This is a genomic window from Pseudomonas sp. MYb2 (assembly GCF_002979955.1).
In the GTDB taxonomy this organism is placed as follows: Bacteria; Pseudomonadota; Gammaproteobacteria; order Pseudomonadales; family Pseudomonadaceae; genus Aquipseudomonas.
Genome location: NZ_PCQC01000009.1, coordinates 147,058 through 166,429 on the forward strand (window position 1 = coordinate 147,058; position 19,372 = coordinate 166,429).

Consider the following 19,372-nt stretch of genomic DNA (forward strand, 5'->3'; position numbering starts at 1 on the left):
TCAGGACAATATTTCGCCCGCCGGCACTTTCCGGCCGTCATGCCACCACGCTGCGAAACTGAAGACGTTGGGCGCCTTGAGAATCGTGAAATGGTTGCCCGGCCCGTACCACACCGCCAAGTCCGCGACCTGGCGCTGCCAGCCTTCAACCATCGCCGCCTGCTCGCGCTGATTGCCCCACGCGTCCAGCGTCGGGTCATCGACCAGCGCCAGCCGCACTGGGCCGGTGTAGGCCAGTTGCGGTTGATAGACCGTGCGCAGTGCCGTGGCGAAAGTACGTACCGGGCCGTGCATCGCCTGCGCTGACGAACGCGCAGACAGCACACCGGCGCGCACCATGCCCTCGTGCAGCAGGGACATTTGCGTAGCGTCGTCAGCCTCGGCGAACACCAGCGGATCGATGCCCAACGACTTGCCGCTGGACAGTTGCAACGTCTCGATCAAACGCTCCAGCGCGGCGGTCGTCGTATACGGTTTGCCCGCCGTGCCGTTGCCACCGGGTGCTTCGCTGTCGATCAGGGTCAAGGACGCCACTTCACGCCCCGCCGCCTGCAATTGCACGGCCATGGCATGCACGACCCAGCCGCCGAACGAATGGCCGATCAGGTGCACCGCGCCCTGCGGATACAGCTGTTCGACGGCGTGCAGATAACACTTCGCCGCCGCTTCCACCGAACTGTGCGGCACGCCGCTGCCATCGAGCCCGCGCGGTTGCAGACCGAAAATCGGCCATTCCGGGCCCAGTGCTTCGGTCAGGTGAATGAACCCGGTGACACTGTCGCCCGCCCCCGGCACGCAGAAGATCGGCGCATGCCCGGCGTGCCCGCTCTGGATCGTCAACACGGGTTGATAAGCCTGTGGTTGCGGGGCCTGCGCAGCGGCCATGGCCTGACTCAAGGCCTGGCCGAGTGCCTGGATATCCGGTTTTTTCATCATGCTGCGGTGATCCCCCGGCACATCGATGCAGCGCAGCAAACCGCTGCCGACCTTGTTCTCCCAACCACGGGTCGGACTCGGCTGTGCCTGCCCCGGCATCAGTGACTGAGCGCGGAACAAGTGCACCGGTTGACTGGCCGGGCTGACCCGGTAATGCGCCAGCGCCAGGCCATGAGCGGCCTCACGATCGAAGTAACTCCAGGCTTGCGCCGCCGTCAGTGCGGCCAGTTCCGGGTCAGGCAATTGCTGTTCGCAGCAGCGCTGGAACAGTTCATCGAACGCAATGAGTTCGACTTCAGCCTCAAGCCTTTCGACATCAGCCAACGCTTGCAGCCCTTGTTCACCAAGCATCTGCGAACGCGCCCGACAATGTTCGAGCAATTGACGCTTGTCACGATGCTCGCCGCTCCAGCGGGTTTTATCCTGGCTGGCCGAGTGCGGGGCGTAGGTATCGAGCAGGCCGACAAAAGCCACCGTCTCATCGAGACCGAGCAATTGCTGTGCGATTTCATAGGCCAGCAAGCCACCAAACGACCACCCGGCCAGACGGTAAGGCCCGTGCGGCTGCACCGAGCGCATGATCCCGACCATCCGCGCCGCCATGCATTCAAGGGTGCGCAGTTGCGGCTGCCCCAACGGCACACCGGGCAAACCGTAAATCGGAAACTGCCCCTCGATGTGCATCCCCAATGCCGGGAAATACACATCCCGACCGCTGAATTCATGGATCAGGAACAGCGCATTGCCGCCCTCGCCCGGTCGCACCACGACCAGTCCTTCCGGCTGCTCGGGCACACCACTGCGCTGACTGAGCAGCGCGGCCAGCGCCTCGATGCTTGGCCGCTGGAACAGCTCCGCCAGCGTCACTTGTTGCCCCGCCCGCTGCAGCACGTTGACCAGACGAATCGCCAGCAATGAATGCCCGCCCAATTCGAAGAAGTTGTCGTGACGTCCAACCTGCTCGACATTCAGCACCTCACTCCAGACCCGCGCCAGCAAGGTTTCGACCTCACCTTGAGGCGCTTCGTAGTGCCGGCTGAGCACGGCGTCGAGGCCTGGTGCCGGCAGCGCCTGGCGGTCGATCTTGCCGTTGGGACTCAACGGCAAGACGTCGAGCGCAACAAACGCGCCCGGTACCATGTATTCGGGCAACTGCTCGAGGACGAACGCGCGCAGCGTATCGATCGCCGGCACAGCACGGCGATCAACCGCAGTGAAATACGCGACCAGTCGCTCGTCGCGCATCAGCACCACCACCTCGCGCACCTGCGGGTGCTGAATCAACCGCGCTTCGATTTCACCGAGTTCCAGACGCAAGCCGTGCAGCTTGACCTGGAAGTCGTTACGCCCGAGGAATTCGAGGTTACCGTCGGCGCGGTAACGCACTAGATCGCCAGTGCGGTACAAGCGATCACCGGCTACGAACGGGCTGTCGATAAAGCGCTCGGCCTGCATCTGCGGCAGTCCCCTGTAACCGCGTGCCACGCCGATACCGCCAATGTGCAACTGGCCAATAACGCCGTGCGGCACAGCCTGATCGTGTGCATCGAGCACATACAGTCGGGTGTTACAGATAGCCTTGCCGATTGGCAATTCAGATAATGGTACCGGCATGTGCGGTTCCAGCGTCCACGCCGTGCTGTCGACCGTGGCCTCGGTCGGGCCATACACGTTATGCAGGCGCACCCACGGCAGGTGCTGGCGCACAGCAGCGGCCAGTGCCGCCGTGAGTTCGCCGCCACCACAGAACACATCGGTGAGGCTGGTGCATTCACTGACGTCCTGCAGTTCAACAAACTGCTGCAACAACGCCGGCACAAACTTGACCACCGTAATGCGTTGCTGACGAATGACTTGCGCCAGATACGCCGGTTCCCGGTGACCGCCCGGCCGTGCCAATACCAGACGCACACCCGCCGTCAGCGGCCAGAAGAACTCCCACACCGACCCGTCGAAACTGAAAGGCGCTTTCTGCAACAGCGCGCCGTCTGTGGTCGGCGGGCAGATCTGCGAGCCCCAATACACCAGATTGCACAGGCCACGGTGTTCAAGCATCACGCCTTTTGGTGTGCCGGTCGAACCCGAGGTGTAGATCATGTACGCCAGATTCGAAGCATTCAGACCGGGCACCTGCGGATTGCTGTCTGCCTGGTCATGCCAAGTGCATTGATCAAAGTCGATCAGCAGCGCATCGGTCGCGGCGAACAGCGATCGGGTCGCCGTCTGCACCAGCACTGCCACCGGCGCGCAGTCCCTGAGCATGTAGTCGAGGCGCTCCGCCGGATAAGCCGGATCCAGCGGCACATAAGCGCCACCGGCCTTGAGAATGCCGAGCAAACCCACCACCAGATCAAGTCCACGCTCGACGCACAGCGCCACCCGCGCATCCGGCCCCACATCCTGCTCGCGCAGATGATGCGCAAGACGGTTGGCGCGGGCATTCAGTTCGCGATAAGTCAGGCTGTGTTCGCCGATCTGCACGGCAATGGCATCCGGCTGACGCTGCACCTGCGCTTCGAACAGGCTCTGAATCGGCTCCTCGACCGGGCAATCAACCGCCGTCGCATTGAATTCGCCGAGCAGGCGTTGCTGCTCATCCGCCGCCAGCAGCCCGACTTGCGCCAACACAGCCTGATCATCACTGACCAACGCCGCCAGCAAACGCTGGAAGTAACCGACAAAACGACGCACCGTCGACTCATCGAACAACGCCGTCGCATAGCGCAACGAGCCGCGAACCCCTTGCAGAGTTTCACCGAGGCTCAACGACAGGTCGAACTTCACAAAGTGATTTTCCCCAGCGACGCCTTCCAGCGTCAGGCCGCCCAGTGCCAAAGCGGGCGCAACGCTGCTGTCCCAGCTCAGCAGAGTCTGGAACAACGGTGTATGAGAAAGGCTGCGTAACGGTCGAGTGATTTCCACCACATGTTCGAACGGCAGATCCTGATGCGCCTGCGCCGCCAAGGTCTGCGCCTTGACCCGCGCCAGCAGCGCTGCGCCTGTCAGATCGCCCGAGGTATCGATACGCAGAGCCAGCGTGTTGACGAACATGCCGATCAGCCCCTCGATCTCGGCGCGAGTGCGGTTGGCCACCGGCGAGCCGACCACCACATCGGACTGTCCGGACAAGCGAGCCAGCAACATCGCCCAGGCACTCATGATGACCATGTACGGCGTCACGGCGTGACGCTGACACAACGCCTTGAGACCGACGCTGGTCTGCTCGTCCAGCACGATTTCGACACTGCCGCCGTGGTGATCCTGTTGTGCCGGACGCGGACGGTCAGTCGGCAGGCTCAGCAACGCCGGCGCACCGGCCAGTGTCTGCTGCCAGTAATCGCTCTGGCGCTGCAGCACCTCACCGCTCAGCCAGCGCCGCTGCCACACCGCGTAGTCGGCGTATTGCAGGGTCAGCGGCGGCAGCGGATCCTCCTCGCCATGGCTGAACGCCTGATACAGCGCCATCAGTTCGCGGGTCAGCACGCCCATCGACCAGCCGTCGGAGATGATGTGGTGCATCGTCAGCAACAGCACATGGTGATCATCGGCCAGACGTACCAGACGTCCACGAATCAGCGGCTCATCCTGCAGGTTGAACGGCCCGCGCGCTTCCCTTTCGAGCAATGTGCGCAAGGCCTCGTCGGTCTGCGGCTGTTGCCGCCAATCTTCCTCGATCAGCGGCAGGCCACTGTCGACCGGAGCGATCAGCACCTGTGCTTCGTCGTTCAATTGCGCGAAACGGCTGCGCAGGGTTTCGTGGCGCGCAACGATTCGCGCCAATGCCCGTTGCAGGGCCACGGCGTCGAGTCGGCCACGCAGGTGCAAGCCCAGAGGAATGTTGTAGGCGGTGTTGCCGCCGTCCATCTGTGCGAGGAACCACAAGCGTTGCTGGGCGAACGACAGCGGCAGCGCCTGATCTCGCGGTGCCGGCAGAATCTCGGGCAAGGTGCTGCGTTCGGCCTGACCCAGGACCTGAGCGACCGCCGCCAGCTCCGGGTTGGCAAACAGATCGGCCAGCGCCAGTTCCACGCCCAGCTGCTGACGCACCTGGGACAGCATGCGCATCGCCAGCAATGAATGACCACCGAGTTCGAAGAAGTTGTCGTGGCGACCAACCTGTTCGACCTGCAACACCTCGGCCCAGACCCGTGCGAGGCGGGTTTCCAGTGCATTGGCCGGTGCCTCGTAAACCCGACTGAGCAGCGCTTCCTGGGTCGGCGCCGGCAGTGCCTTGCGGTCGACCTTGCCGTTGTTGTTCAACGGCAAGACATCGAGTTGCACCCACGCGGTGGGCACCATGTATTCCGGCAGTCGAGCGTGCAACTGAGCGTGCAGTTCGGCGCTGTCCAAAACACTATCGTGCGCCGTGTAGTACGCCACCAGACGCGTGGCGTCCTGACCGTCGCGGCGCGCCAGCACTACCGCTTCCTTGATCCCCGGGCAGTTCAGCAGGCGGTTTTCGATTTCCCCCAGTTCGATGCGAAAGCCACGGATCTTCACCTGATCGTCGTTGCGGCCGATGCAGTCGAGTTGCCCCGGCGCCAGCCAGCGCGCGAGGTCGCCGGTGCGGTAGAGCAGCGCACCCGGTGTTTCGCTGAACGGATCACGGAGGAATTTCTCGGCGCTCAGATCCGGTCGATTCAGGTAACCCAGCGCCACGCCCTGCCCGCCGATGTACAGCTCACCGGTCACGCCCATCGGCACCGGTTGCTGATACGCGTCGAGCACGTACACCTGCGTGTTGCCGATGGGGCCGCCAATCGGCACGCTCTCGGCATTTTCAGCCACCTCCTTCACTTCGAACGTCGTTGCGTAGGTGGTGGTTTCGGTCGGGCCGTAGCAATGCACGATGCGCAATGCCGGGGCCTCGGCCAGCAGTCGCCGGAACGCCGCCGGATCGCCACGCTCACCGCCGCACAGCAGAATCCGCAGGCCCTTGAGCGCCTGCGGAATCAGTTGCACGTACTGGTTGAACAGCGCGGTGGTGACAAACAGGATCGTCGCGCCGCTGGCACTCAGTTCACGGCCGAAGGCATTCGGATCAAGCAGGGTTTGATGGTCGATGACCACCACGCGACCGCCGTTGAGCAGCGGCGCCCAGATGTCCATGGTGCTGGCGTCGAACGCCGGGTTCGAGGCGAACACCACGCGATCCTGCGCAGTGAAATCGGCGTATCCGTTGTTGAGCACCAACCTCCCAATGCCCCGATGCGGCACCATCACCCCTTTCGGCGTGCCGGTGGAACCGGAGGTGTACATGATGTAAGCCAGCGTCTCGGAGGACTGCACAAGATTCGGATTGTGCGTCGGCTGGCCGTTGAGGGTCAGCGTGTCGAGATCGATGCGCGGCGCGGCGTAGGCGATGATTTCACTGCTCAAGGTCAGCAGCGCCACTGCCTGACAGTCCTCGACCATGAACGCCTGGCGTTCGCTCGGCGCATTGATGTCCAGCGGCACGTACGCCGCCGCACACTTGGCAATGGCCAGTTGCGCCACCAGCAGTTCCAGCGAACGCGGCAGCAGGATCGCCACGTGGTCGCCCGTTTGCACGCCGTGAGCGATCAGGTGATGGGCCAAACGGTTGGCTTGGGCATTCAGCTCAAAGTAGCTCAGCGAATGCGCACCATGCACCGCCGCCACCGCTTTGGGATGCGCCGCTGCCTGCTGCTGGAAAACACCGTGCACGGTCAGTGTTTGCGGGTAATCACGCGCCGTGGCGTTGAAGTCCCGCAGCAAGCGCTGACGCTCATCTGCTGCCAGCAACGGCACCTGCTCCAACACCGTTTGATCACTGCTGATCATCGCTTCAAGCAAGCGCTGCAAGTACCCGATGTACCGCTCGATCGTCAGCGCATCGAACAGCGCCGTGGCGTAGTTCAGCGAACCGCGAATCACACCGTTGACCTCGCCCAGTGTCAGCGTCAGATCAAACTTGGCGACATCGCCCGAACCGGCGACGCCCTCAAGTGTCAGCTCGCCCAGCGCCAATTGCGGACCGACGCTGCTGTCCCAGTTCAACGTGGTCTGGAACAACGGGCTGTGCGCCAGACTGCGCAGCGGTCGGGCAATCTCCACCACTTGCTCGAACGGCAGATCCTGATGTGCTTGCGCCTCCAGTGTTCGCGCCTTGACCTGCGCCAATAGCGTTTCGACACTCGGTGCCCCCGAGGTGTCGATACGCAAGGCCAGCGTGTTGACGAACATGCCGATCAAGCCTTCGACTTCGGCGCGGCTGCGGTTGGCCACCGGCGCACCGATCACCACATCGGTTTGCCCGGACAGGCGACTCATCAGCGATGCCCAGGCGCTCATCACGGTCATGAACAGGGTCACGCCATGACGTTGGCTCAAGGCCTTGAGCCCTGCACTCAGGCGCGGGTCCAGCAGCACTTCGAGGTTGGCACCGGTGTAATCCTGTTGCGCCGGTCGCGGGCGATCGGTGGGCAGCGTCAACAAGGCCGGCGCGCCATCGAGGCTCTGCTGCCAGTATTGGCTTTGCCGCTGCAGCACTTCACCGCTGAGCCAGTGCCGTTGCCACACGGCGTAGTCGCCGTATTGCAGGGTCAGGGCTGGCAACGGGTCAGGCTGTCCCTGACGGAACGCTTGATACAACGCCATCAACTCAGTGGTCAGTACGCCCATCGACCAGCCGTCGGCAACGATGTGATGCACGGTCAACAGCAGCACATGATGCTCGTCGGCCAGACGCACCAGCCGCCCGCGAATCAGCGAGTCGTTCTGCAAATCGAACGCTGTCGAGGTTTCCTGCGCCATCAATGCCTGCAAGGTGTGCTCTGCCTGCAAGTCTTGGTACAGGTCTTCAACGCGCAAGAGCAAACCGCTGTCGACCGGGGCAATCGACACCTGCGCGGTGTCGTCGACGGGGATGAAACGGCTGCGCAGGGTTTCGTGACGGGCCACAATCTGCGCCAGCGCCTTTTGCAAGGCATCGACGTCGAGGTGACCGCGCAAGCGCAAGGCGACAGGGATGTTGTACGCCGAGTTGCCACCGGCCATCTGCGCCAGGAACCACAGACGTTGTTGGGCGAAGGACATCGGCAGCGCTTGATCACGCGGTGCCGGCACAATGTCCGGGAACGTACTGCGCCCGGCACGGCTCAATACTTCGGCGACTGCGCTCAATTGCGCGTCGGCAAACAGCTCACTCAGCGCCAGTTCGACGCCGAGGCGCTGACGGATCAGTGAGACCATGCGCATCGCCAACAGCGAATGGCCACCGAGTTCGAAGAAGTGATCGTAACGGCCGACCTGTCCGACTTGCAGCACTTCGGCCCAGATCTGCGCCAGTGCGGTTTCCAGCTCGCCTTGCGGCACCACGTATTCGCGGGTGGGCAGTGCGGCCAGATCCGGTTTCGGCAACGCCTTGCGGTCGACCTTGCCATTGGCGGTCAGCGGCAAAGCCTCGAGCCGGACAAACGCCGTCGGCACCATGTAGTCCGGCAACTGCGTCAACAGCTGTGCGCGCAATTGGCTCACCGCCAGCGGTTCGATCTCGGCCTGCTCGGTGAAATACGCCACCAGTCGCGGCTGACCGGGTAGGTCCTCGCGGGCCAGCAGCACTGCTTCGTTGATCCCGGTGAGCTGATTGAGGCGGGTCTCGATTTCACCCAATTCAATGCGCATGCCACGGATTTTCACTTGGTCGTCGTTACGTCCCAAGTAGTCGAGCGAGCCGTCTTCGCGCCAGCGGGCAAGGTCACCGGTGCGGTACATGCGTGCATTCGGCGTGCGGCTGAACGGGTCGCGCAGGAAACGTTCGGCCGTCAGCTCGGCGCGGTTCAGATAACCCCGCGCCACGCCCGCGCCACCGACGTACAACTCGCCCATCACGCCCATTGGCACCGGGCGTTGCTGCTCATCGAGCAAGTAAATCGCCGCGTTCGCCACCGGTTGGCCGATGTGCAACGCCGCACCGACGTCGATACGCCCGGAAGTCGCGACCACGGTGGCCTCGGTCGGGCCGTAGTTGTTGATCACAGCAAAGCGCTGCTGACGGCTGAACTGACGCAAGCGATCGCCACCGATCAGCAAGGTACGCAAGGTCGGGTGATCGAGGTTCTGACTGAATGCATATTCGGAGACCGGGGTCGGCAAAAAGCTCACGTCCAGCGGCTGCGCACGCCACCAGTCGAGCAACGCATCGATGTCTTCAGCACCGTCATGAGTCGGTGCCAGGTGCAAGGTCGCACCCGCGCACAGGGCCGGCCAGACTTCCCACGCCATCGCATCGAACCCAAACCCGGCAAGGCTTGAGGTGTGGCTGCCGGCGTGCAAGTCGAACGCTTCACAGTGCCAGTCGATCAGGTTGGACAGCGTCTGATGCTCGACCATGACCCCTTTGGGCAGACCCGTCGAACCGGAGGTGTAGATCACGTACGCCAAGTGCGCAGCGCTCAAGTTCGGCAGCGCAGGGTTGTGCTGCGCCTGCGCCGGCCACCCACACAGGTCGACATCGATCACTGGCACGCTCAGCACCGGCAGTCGCTCGTGCAGATCGCTTTGCGTGAGCACCGCAACCGGCGCGCTGTCACTCAACAAATAGCTGATCCGCTCGCCGGGATGCGCCGGATCGATCGGCACATAGCCGGCACCGGCCTTGAGAATGGCCACCAGCCCGACCAGTGTGTCCAGACCCCGACGGGCGACAATGGCCACGCGGTCATCGGCTTTCACCCCGATGGCGATCAAGTGATGCGCCAACGCATTGGCCTGGCGATTGAGCTGCAAGTAAGTCAGCGGCTGCCCGGCAAACATCGCCGCCACCGCTTGCGGACGCTCGGCGACCTGCGATTCGAAGCGCTGGGCAATCGTCAGCCCGCGCGGGTAGTCGGCTTCGGTCGCATTGAAATCCACCAGCAACTGTTCGCGCTCTGCTGCCGGCAGGATCGACAACCGATCCAAACCCACGTGCGGCGTGTGCTCCAGCGCATCAAGCAACGCGCTTAACGCACCCTGCATGTACCCGCAGATGCGCTGCGCATCAATGCCGGCCCCGGCCAATACCTTCAGGCGGAAGTCTTCGCCGAGGTCGTCAACGCTGAGGGTCAGGCGATAGTTGGTGTGTTCCTCGGCATCGAGCAATTGCATGCCGTGCCACGCCGCTTGCACCTCGGCAGATATCGGCCCGACCGGGGCACTATGACGATAATTAAGTAGCGTGCTGAACAGCGGCGTGCCCGTCGGCATGCCGCTGCATTGCTGCACCTGCGCCAGTTGCGCATGTTCATGGGCCAGCAACTGACTCAAGCGTTCATGAGTCGCCAGTGCGGCGCCTTTGACGCTGTGAGCGTTCAGCTCGATGCACAGCGGCAAGGTGTTGATGAACACACCCAGCGCGCGCTCTGATCCCTCACCGCCCTGCAATCGGCCGAGCAACACCGTGCCAAACACCACGGCATCGCGCCCGGACAATTGCCCCAGCACCTGCGCCCAGGCGAGGTGCATCAGGCTGGCGGCGCTGACACCCAAGCGCCGTGCCTGTTGCCGGACGCTGTGGCTGAGTGTGTTTTCCAGCGTCAACTGCGCTTCTTGCGCGGGACCGTCATGGGCAAGATTTTGACCGTAGGGCAAGGTCGGTTCATCGATTGCGCCGAGCATTTCGCGGAAGAAGCTTTGGTGCTCTTGCTCACTCAGACCGGCCTGGGTGTGCGCCACGTAATTGCGATACGGCACCGGCTCGCTCAAGTGAGCTGCGTTGCCCAGCAGAAACGCCTGCATCTCATGCTGCAACACCTCAAGCGCCACGTGATCCATGACCAGATGATGGAACAGCAACAACGCCACCACACGCTGATTGGACACATCACGGCTGTACACCACGCGCATCAGCGGTGCCTCGGCGACCGGCATGCGATAGTTATCGATGGTGAATCGGCCACGCAACTGGCTCAGCACATCGCCCGCTTCGGCATCCAGCGCCAAGGCCTCGCAGCTCAGCGAAGCCTGACGCCAGACCACTTGCACCGGCTCTTCAAGGCCTTCCCAGAACAGCGAAGTACGCAGAATGTCATGGCGCTCGATCACCCGTTGCAGTGCTTCGGTGAAGGCCTGCAATCGCTGTTCATCGGCGAAGGCAAACTGCGCTTGCAGCACATACGGATCACCTTGAGCGGACGACAAATGATGGAACAGGATGCCCGTCTGCAGCGGCGCCAGCGGGTAGATATCCTGCACGTTGCGCGCGCCGCCGGGGACACTCGCGACGACTCGGTCGATGGTCGCTTGATCCAGCGCCACCAGCGGCAGCAGTTCTGGCGTGATGCGCGGGCAATCGGCCGGAATCAGGTTTGCCGGCACCGCCGCTTCAGGCTCCCCGCCCACTGCCGCCGCCAGTGCGGCCAGCGTCGGTTGGCCGAACAGCACGCGAATATCCGCCGACAGGCCGGCGCGGCGCATGCGCGCGACCAGATTGACCGCCAGCAACGAATGGCCGCCCAGCTCGAAAAAGTGATCAAAGCGCCCTACCCGTTCGACCTTGAGCAACTCGGCCCAGATACCGGCAATGACGGTTTCGACTTCACCGAGCGGGGCTTCGTAGGCGCGGGTCAGCAGCGCCGACGGGTCAGGGGCCGGCAAGGCCTGGCGATCCAGTTTGCCGTTGGGACTCAGTGGCAAGGCCGGCAGATGCACAAACACGGCAGGCACCATGTAGTCCGGCAAGTGCTTGAGCAGTTCGCTGCGCAGTTGATCGATGTCCAACGGCTCGCCGCTGTAGTACGCGATCAGGCGCTGATCACCCGGCACGTCTTCACGGGCCAGCACCGCCGCTTCACGCACGCCGTCGATGTGCGCCAGATGTGCCTGAATCTCACCCAGTTCGATGCGCAAACCACGGATCTTGACCTGATCGTCATTGCGTCCCAGGTACTCGATGTTGCCATCGGCCAGATACCGTGCGACGTCGCCGGTGCGGTACAAACGCGCGCCTGGCTGATCGCTGAACGGATCGTCGAGGAAGCGTTCGGCCGTCAGCTCAGGTCGATTCAGATAGCCCCGCGCCACCTGCACACCGCCCAGATAGATCTCGCCGACCACGCCGAATGGCACCGGTTGCTGATGAGCGTCGAGGACATACACGCGGGTATTGCACAACGGTTTGCCAATCGGCGGCGTGCTCTCCAGAACCGGCGAATCAGGCTCCAGCGTCCACACCGTGCTGTCGACGGTGGCTTCGGTCGGGCCATAAACGTTGTGCAGGCGTACCTGCGGCAGACGCTCGCGGACGCTGCGCACCAACGCACCAGTCAGCTCACCGCCGCCGCAGAACACATCGCTAAGGCTACGGCACTCGCCGACCTCTTCCACTTCAAGGAATTGCTGCAACAGCGCCGGTACGAACTGGATGACATTGATTTGTTGCTGACGAATCAGCTGCACCAGCGCGGCGGGATCACGATGATCGTCCGGGCCGGCGAGGACCAGGCGCATGCCGCAGGTCAACGGCCAGAACAGCTCCCATACGGAAGCATCGAAACTCAACGGGGTTTTCTGCAACAGCGCAGCGCCGGTCGCCAGCGGACACAGGCTGGCGCTCCAGTGCAGCAAATTGCCCAGGTTGCGGTGCTCGACCATCACGCCTTTCGGTGTGCCGGTGGAACCGGAGGTGTAAATCACATAAGCCAGGTTCGCGGCGCTCAGACCCGGTACCTGCGGATTGCTTTGCGCAAGGTCTCGCCAGGTGCACTGGTCGAAATCGACCAACACGCCGGCCCACTCGCCGATCAGCGCGCGCGTCGGTGCATGCACCAGCACCGCCACGGGCGCGCTGTCCTCGAGCATGTAAGCCAGACGCTCGGCGGGATATCCCGGGTCCAGCGGCACATAAGCGCCGCCGGCCTTGAGAATCGCCAGCAGACCGACCAGCAGCTCAGGCCCGCGCTCGACGCAGATTGCCACCCGCGAATCGCAGCCCACACCGCACTGGCGCAAGTGATGCGCGAGGCGGTTGGCGCGGCGGTTCAACTCGGCATAGCTCAAACGCTGCTCACCGGCCACCACCGCGTCAGCGTCAGGCGTGCGCAAGACCTGCGCTTCGAAGCGGCCGTGAACGGTCTGCTCAAGATCGTGGATGACGGCGGTTGCGTTCAGATCCACCAGCAGACGCTGACGCTCGTCGTCGTCCAACAATGCCACCTGCTCCAGCACCGCTTGATCGTTACTGACCATGGCCTGCAACAGTCGCTGGAAGTAGCCGACATAACGTTCAATGGTTGCTTCGTCGAACAGGGCAATCGCGTACTCCAGCACACCACGAATCCCGCCCGACGCGTCTGCCAGCGTCAGCGACAGATCGAATTTGGCGAAGTGGCTCGGTTCGGCGACGCTTTCCAGGGTCAGATCGCCGAGACTCAGACTGGCGCCATGGCCGCTGTCCCAACTGAACATCACCTGAAACAACGGACTGTGCGCCATGCTGCGCGCAGGCTTGGTGATTTCCACCACTTGTTCGAACGGCAGGTCCTGGTGCGCCTGCGCATCCAGCGTCCGCGCTTTGACCTGCGCCAGTAGCGCTTCGCTGCTCAACTCGCCCGAGGTATCGATACGCAAGGCCAGCGTGTTGACGAACATGCCGATCAGGCCTTCGATCTCGGCCCGCGTGCGGTTGGCCACCGGCGAACCGATGACCACCTCGGATTGTCCGGACAAACGACTCAGCAGACTCGCCCAGGCACTGAGCATGAGCATGTACATGGTCACGCCGTGACGCTGGGCCAAAGCCTTGAGACCGGCACTCAAGCGTTCGTCGAGCACCACGTCGACGGTGCTGCCGGCGTAATCCTGCTGCGCCGGGCGCACGCGGTCAGTCGGCAGCGTCAACAGTGCCGGCGCGCCGGCCAGGGTCTGTTGCCAGTATTCACTTTGGCGCTGCAGCACCTCACCGCTGAGCCAGCGCCGCTGCCACACCGCGTAATCGCTGTATTGCAGCGTCAGCGGCGCTAGCGGATCAGGCTGGCCGTGGCTGAAGGCCTGATACAACGCCATCAGTTCACGGGTCAAAACCCCCATCGACCAGCCATCGGAGATGATGTGATGGAGGGTCAGCAACAGCACATGATGATCGTCGGCCAGCCGCACCAGCCGTCCGCGAATCAGCGCATCGTCCTGTAAATCGAACGGCCCCGAGGCTTCACCCTGAATCAGCGCCGCTAAGGTCTCGTCGGCTTGCGGGAGCTGGCGCAGGTCTTCAATGCGCAGCAGCAGACCGCTGTCGACCGGGGCGATTAGCACTTGCGCTGCATCGTTGTACTGGGCGAAACGGCTGCGCAGGGTTTCATGCCGCGCGACGATGCGCGCCAAGGCCTGTTGCAGGGCTTGTTCATTGAGACTGCCACGCAGACGCAGGCCGATGGGAATGTTGTACGCGGTGTTGGCGCCTTCCATTTGCGCCAGAAACCACAAGCGTTGCTGAGCGAACGACAGCGGCAAGGCGCCGTCGCGGACCACCGCGACAATATCCGGTTGCGTGCTGCGCCCGGCCTGTGCCACGGCCTCGGCGACCGCTGCCAGTTCGGCGTTGGCAAACAGATCGCTCAGCGCCAGTTCCACGCCCAGACGCTGGCGAACCTGGGACACCATGCGCATCGCCAACAGTGAATGGCCGCCAAGTTCGAAGAAGTGATCCTGACGCCCTACTCGCTCGACGTGCAGCACCTGTGCCCAGATCTGCGCCAAGGCGCTTTCCAGCTCGTTGTGCGGTGCTTCGTATTCGCGGGTAAACAACGCCGCGCGCTCGGGTTTTGGCAGGGCCTTGCGGTCGACCTTGCCATTGGCGGTCAACGGCAACGCGTCGAGGCGGACGAAGGCCACCGGCACCATGTAGTCCGGCAACTGGGTCAACAGATGCGCGCGCAACTCGGCCACGGCCAGCGGTTCGACCTGGCTCTGCTCGGTGAAATACGCCACCAGACGCGGCTGGCCCGGTTCATCTTCGCGGGCCAGCAGCACGGCCTCCTGAATGCCGGGCAACTGATTGAGGCGGGTTTCGATTTCGCCAAGCTCGATGCGCACGCCACGGATTTTCACCTGATCGTCGTTACGTCCCAGGTAGTCAATCGTGCCGTCGGCGCGCCAGCGTGCGAGGTCGCCGGTGCGATACATGCGCGCATTCGGCAACGGACTGAACGGGTCATGAAGGAAGCGTTCGGCGCTCAGCTCGGCGCGATTCAAATAACCGCGCGCGACCCCGGCACCACCGACGTACAACTCACCCATGACGCCAATCGGCACCGGACGCTGCTGTTCATCGAGTAGGTACACCGTGGCATTGGTTACCGGTTTGCCGATATGCAAGGCGTCACCCGCCTCGATTCGCCCGGAGGTCGCGACCACGGTGGCTTCGGTCGGGCCGTAGTTGTTGATCACGTCGAACTGCTGGTTGCGGCTGAACTGGCGCAAGCGGTCGCCACCAATCAGCAGTGTGCGCAGCGTCGAGTGTTCGAGGTTCTGGCTGAAGGCGTATTCGGCCACGGGCGTCGGCAGAAAACTCACGTCCAGTGGCTGCGCGCGCCACCAGTCGAGCAATGCATCGATGTCTTCGCTGCCTTCGTGAGTCGGTGCCAGGTGCAGGGTCGCGCCAGCGCACAATGCCGGCCAGACTTCCCAGGCCATGGCGTCGAAACCGAAGCCGGCAAGGCTTGAGGTGTGGCGACCGGCGCACAGATCAAATGCACTGCAATGCCAATCGACCAGATTCGACAAGGTGCGGTGTTCGACCATCACGCCTTTGGGCAGGCCGGTGGAGCCGGAGGTGTAGATCACATAGGCCAGATGGGCGGCGGTCAGGCCCGGCACCTGCGGGTCAAGGGTCTCGCTGAGCGGCCAGGTCAACGGGTCGAGATCGATCACCGGCACCGTCAGCGCCGGCAAACGCTCACGCAAAGTGTTCTGAATCAGCACGGCGACAGGGGCGCTATCGCTGAGCAAGTAGTGCAGACGCTCGGCCGGGTGCGCCGGGTCGACCGGCACATAACCGGCGCCCGCCTTCAGAATCGCCACCAGCCCGACCAGCGTATCGAGGCCACGCCGGGCGACGATGGCGACGCGATCGTCGGGCTTCACCCCGAGCGCGATCAAATGATGGGCCAGCGCGTTGGCATGCCGGTTGAGTTCGGCATAGCTCAGTTGCTCACCGAGGTATTGCGCAGCCACGGCTTCGGGCCGCTGCGCCACTTGTGCCTCGAAACGTTGGGCGACGGTCAACGTCGTCGGGTAGTTGGCGTAAGTGGCATTGAACGCTAGCAGCACCTGCTCGCGCTCTGCCGCCGGCAGAATCGGCAGTTGATTGAGCGCGGTGTCCGGCGCCTGTTCCAGCGCGAGTACCAGACTTTCCAGGGCGCAGTGCAGGTAATCGCAGATACGCTGTGGATCGACCTCGGTGGTAGCCAGCAAGGTCAGGCTGAACGCATCGCCGAAATCATCGACGCTCAGGGTCAGTGGGTAGTTGGTGCGTTCTTCGGAGCTGATCGTGCTGATGCCTTCCCAGGCAGCCAGGGTCTCGGCACTCGCGGTCGCCGCCGTGTGGCTGTGACGGTAATTGAGCAAGGCACTGAACAACGGCGTCGGCGCGACCACGCCGCTGCAACGCTGGGCCAGTGCCAGCGGCGCGTGTTCGTGACGCATCAGCGTGGTCAGGCGTTTGTGGGTCGCCTCCACCGCCGCGCGCACGCCTTGCGCATCGACATCGACCCGCAGCGGCAAGGTGTTGATGAAGATCCCCAACGCCCGTTCGGTGGCTTCAGCGCCTTGCATGCGGCCCATCAGCACCGTACCGAAGACCACATTCTGCTTGCCAGTGACCACCGCCAACACCTGCGCCCAGCCCAGATGGAACAAGCTCGCAGCACTCACGCCAAGCTGCCGCGCCTGCGCGCGCAGACGCTGGCCGAGCAGCGGATCGACCGGCAGGCTCAGCTCGGCGATACCGAGGCCGTCGCCCTGCACGTCCTGCAAACCATAGGGCAACGTCGGCTCGGCAATGTCCGCAAGCATCTCGCGGAAAAACGCCTCGTGCTCGGCTTCGCTGATGCCCAGCCGTGCTTGGGCCACGTAATTGCGAAATGGCACCGGCCGTCCTAGCAATTCGTCCTGACCGGTGAGGCAGGCGAACAGTTCGTGACGCACCACGTCGAGCGCCGAGTGGTCCAGGGCCATGTGATGGAACAACAAGGTTGCGACCACGCGCTGACCGCCTTCATCCCACGCGTAGGCCAGCCGCATCATCGGTGCGTGCCTGACGTCCAGACGGAAATGCCGTGCATCGAAGCGTTGGTGCATTTGCTTCAGTACATCGGTCTCGCTGTCTTGCAGCACGACCTCTTCCATCGGCAACTGCGCTTGGCGCCAGATCACTTGCAGCGGCACGTCCAGCCCTTCCCAATGCACCGCCGTACGCAGGATGTCGTGGCGATCGATGACCTTTTGCAAGGCTTGAGCGAAATCCTGCAAACGCTCACGGCTGCTGTACGCGAAGTACGATTGCATGACGTACGGATCGCCCTGCTCGTTGCTCGCATGGTGATAGAGAATGCCTTCCTGCAATGGCGCCAGCGGGTAGATGTCCTGGACATTGGCGGCGCCACCCGGTACGTCGGCGATCAAGCGGTCGAGGGTTGGCTGATCGACTTCAGCCAGGGTCACCATCGCTGGCGTGATTCGCGTGCTGCCGGGAAGGATGCCGTTGGCCGGCACGTCGATCTGGCCGACCCGGCTGGCCGAGTATTGCCCGGCCTTGATCAGTTCGATCAGCGCCGGTTTGTGCTCGCGCAACGCGGCCAGCAGCGCCGTATCGCTCAACGCCTGTTTGTTGCCATTGACGCGCAATTGCTCATCGGTCACCGCCAACTGAATGTCTTTTGCCTTCAGGGTTGCCAACAGTTCGAGCACATTCACAGGACGATCTCCATTCTTTCCGTAATTGCGGCGTAGCCGGCCAGGGTCGGTTGTTCGAACAACGCCCTGACGTTGGCCTCCATGCCTTCCTGACGCAGCCGGCCGATCAGACTGACCGCCAGCAGCGAGTGACCGCCCAGCTCAAAAAAGTGGTCGTGACGCCCTACCCGTTCAACGTTGAGCAGTTCGGCCCAGAGCCGTGCGAGGGTGATTTCGACTTCACCGACCGGGGCTTCGTATTCGCGTGCTTTCAGCGATTGCTGATCCGGCGCCGGCAGTGCTTTGCGGTCGAGTTTGCCGTTGGGGCTCAGCGGCAAAGCGTCGAGATACACGAACACGGCGGGCACCATGTAGTCCGGCAAATGCTCGAGCAAATGACTGCGCAGCAGGCCGATGTCCAGCCGTTCACCGGTGTAATACGCGACCAGACGTTTGTCGCCCGGCACGTCTTCGCGGGCGACCACCACGGCCTCCTGCACACCTTCGATCCGGGCAAGCCGTGCCTGAATTTCGCCCAGTTCAATGCGCAAGCCACGGATCTTCACCTGATCGTCGTTACGACCCAGGTACTCGATGCTGCCGTCCGCCCGATAGCGGGCGACGTCACCGGTGCGATACATCCGCCCGCTCGGCTGGAACGGATCGTCGAGGAAGCGCTCGGCACTCAGCTCAGGTCGGTTCAGATACCCCCGCGCCACCTGCACGCCGCCGATGTACAACTCACCGACTACGCCTTGCGGCACCGGTTGTTGTTGCGCATCGAGGATGTACAGGCGGGTGTTGGCGATCGGTTTGCCGATCGGCGTGTTGTCCGGAGTCTGTTCGATAGGCCCGGCGCAGTTCCACGCAGTGACATCGACGGCGGCTTCAGTCGGGCCGTAGAGGTTATGCAACTCGCTGCCCGTTAACTGGAGTTTGAAACGCCGCACCAGACTGCCCGGCAGCGCCTCACCGCTGCACATCACCCGACGCACGCCGTCGCAGCGCGCGGTGTCGCTGTTGGCGAGGAACACGTCGAGCATCGACGGCACAAAGTGCAGCGTGGTGATGTGTTCACGCTCGATCACTTCGCTCAGGTATTGCGGATCCTTGTGCCCGTCGGGCCGCGCCATGACCAGTCGCGCGCCGGTCATCAACGGCCAGAAGAACTCCCAAACCGACACGTCGAAACTGAACGGAGTTTTCTGCAACACCGAATCGGCAGCCGTCAGGCGATAAGCGTCCTGCATCCACAACAAGCGGTTGACCACACCGGCATGTTCGTTGACCACGCCTTTGGGCTGGCCGGTCGAGCCGGAGGTGTAGATCACGTAGGCGCTGTGTTGCGGCGTCAGATCCGGGATCTTCGGATTGTCGGCAGACAGCGATTGCCAGGTGTTCTGGTCGAGATCAATCAGCGGTGCCGAGATGTCTGCCAGCAACTCGCGGGTCGCCCGGTGCACCAGCACCACGGCCGGCGCGCTGTCCTCAAGCATGTAGGCCAGACGTTCCGGCGGATAGGCCGGGTCGAGCGGCACATAACCGGCGC

The 19,372-nt window shown here is 63.2% G+C and carries 2 protein-coding genes (1 of these 2 cut by a window edge); both read right to left on the reverse strand.

The features are described from left to right. On the reverse strand, positions 1 to 17,844 hold the full coding sequence (locus tag CQ009_RS17475; protein ID WP_105707767.1) for a non-ribosomal peptide synthase/polyketide synthase: 17,844 nt from the start codon (positions 17,842 to 17,844) through the stop codon (positions 1 to 3). After that, on the reverse strand, positions 17,841 to 19,372 hold the 3' end of the coding sequence (locus tag CQ009_RS17480; RefSeq protein WP_105707770.1) for a non-ribosomal peptide synthetase. It continues 11,482 nt past the right edge of the window; only the last 1,532 of its 13,014 coding nucleotides appear in the window; the start codon falls outside the window, past its right edge — the gene reads right to left on this strand; the stop codon is at positions 17,841 to 17,843. Before CQ009_RS17480 ends, CQ009_RS17475 begins: the two co-directional genes overlap by 4 nt.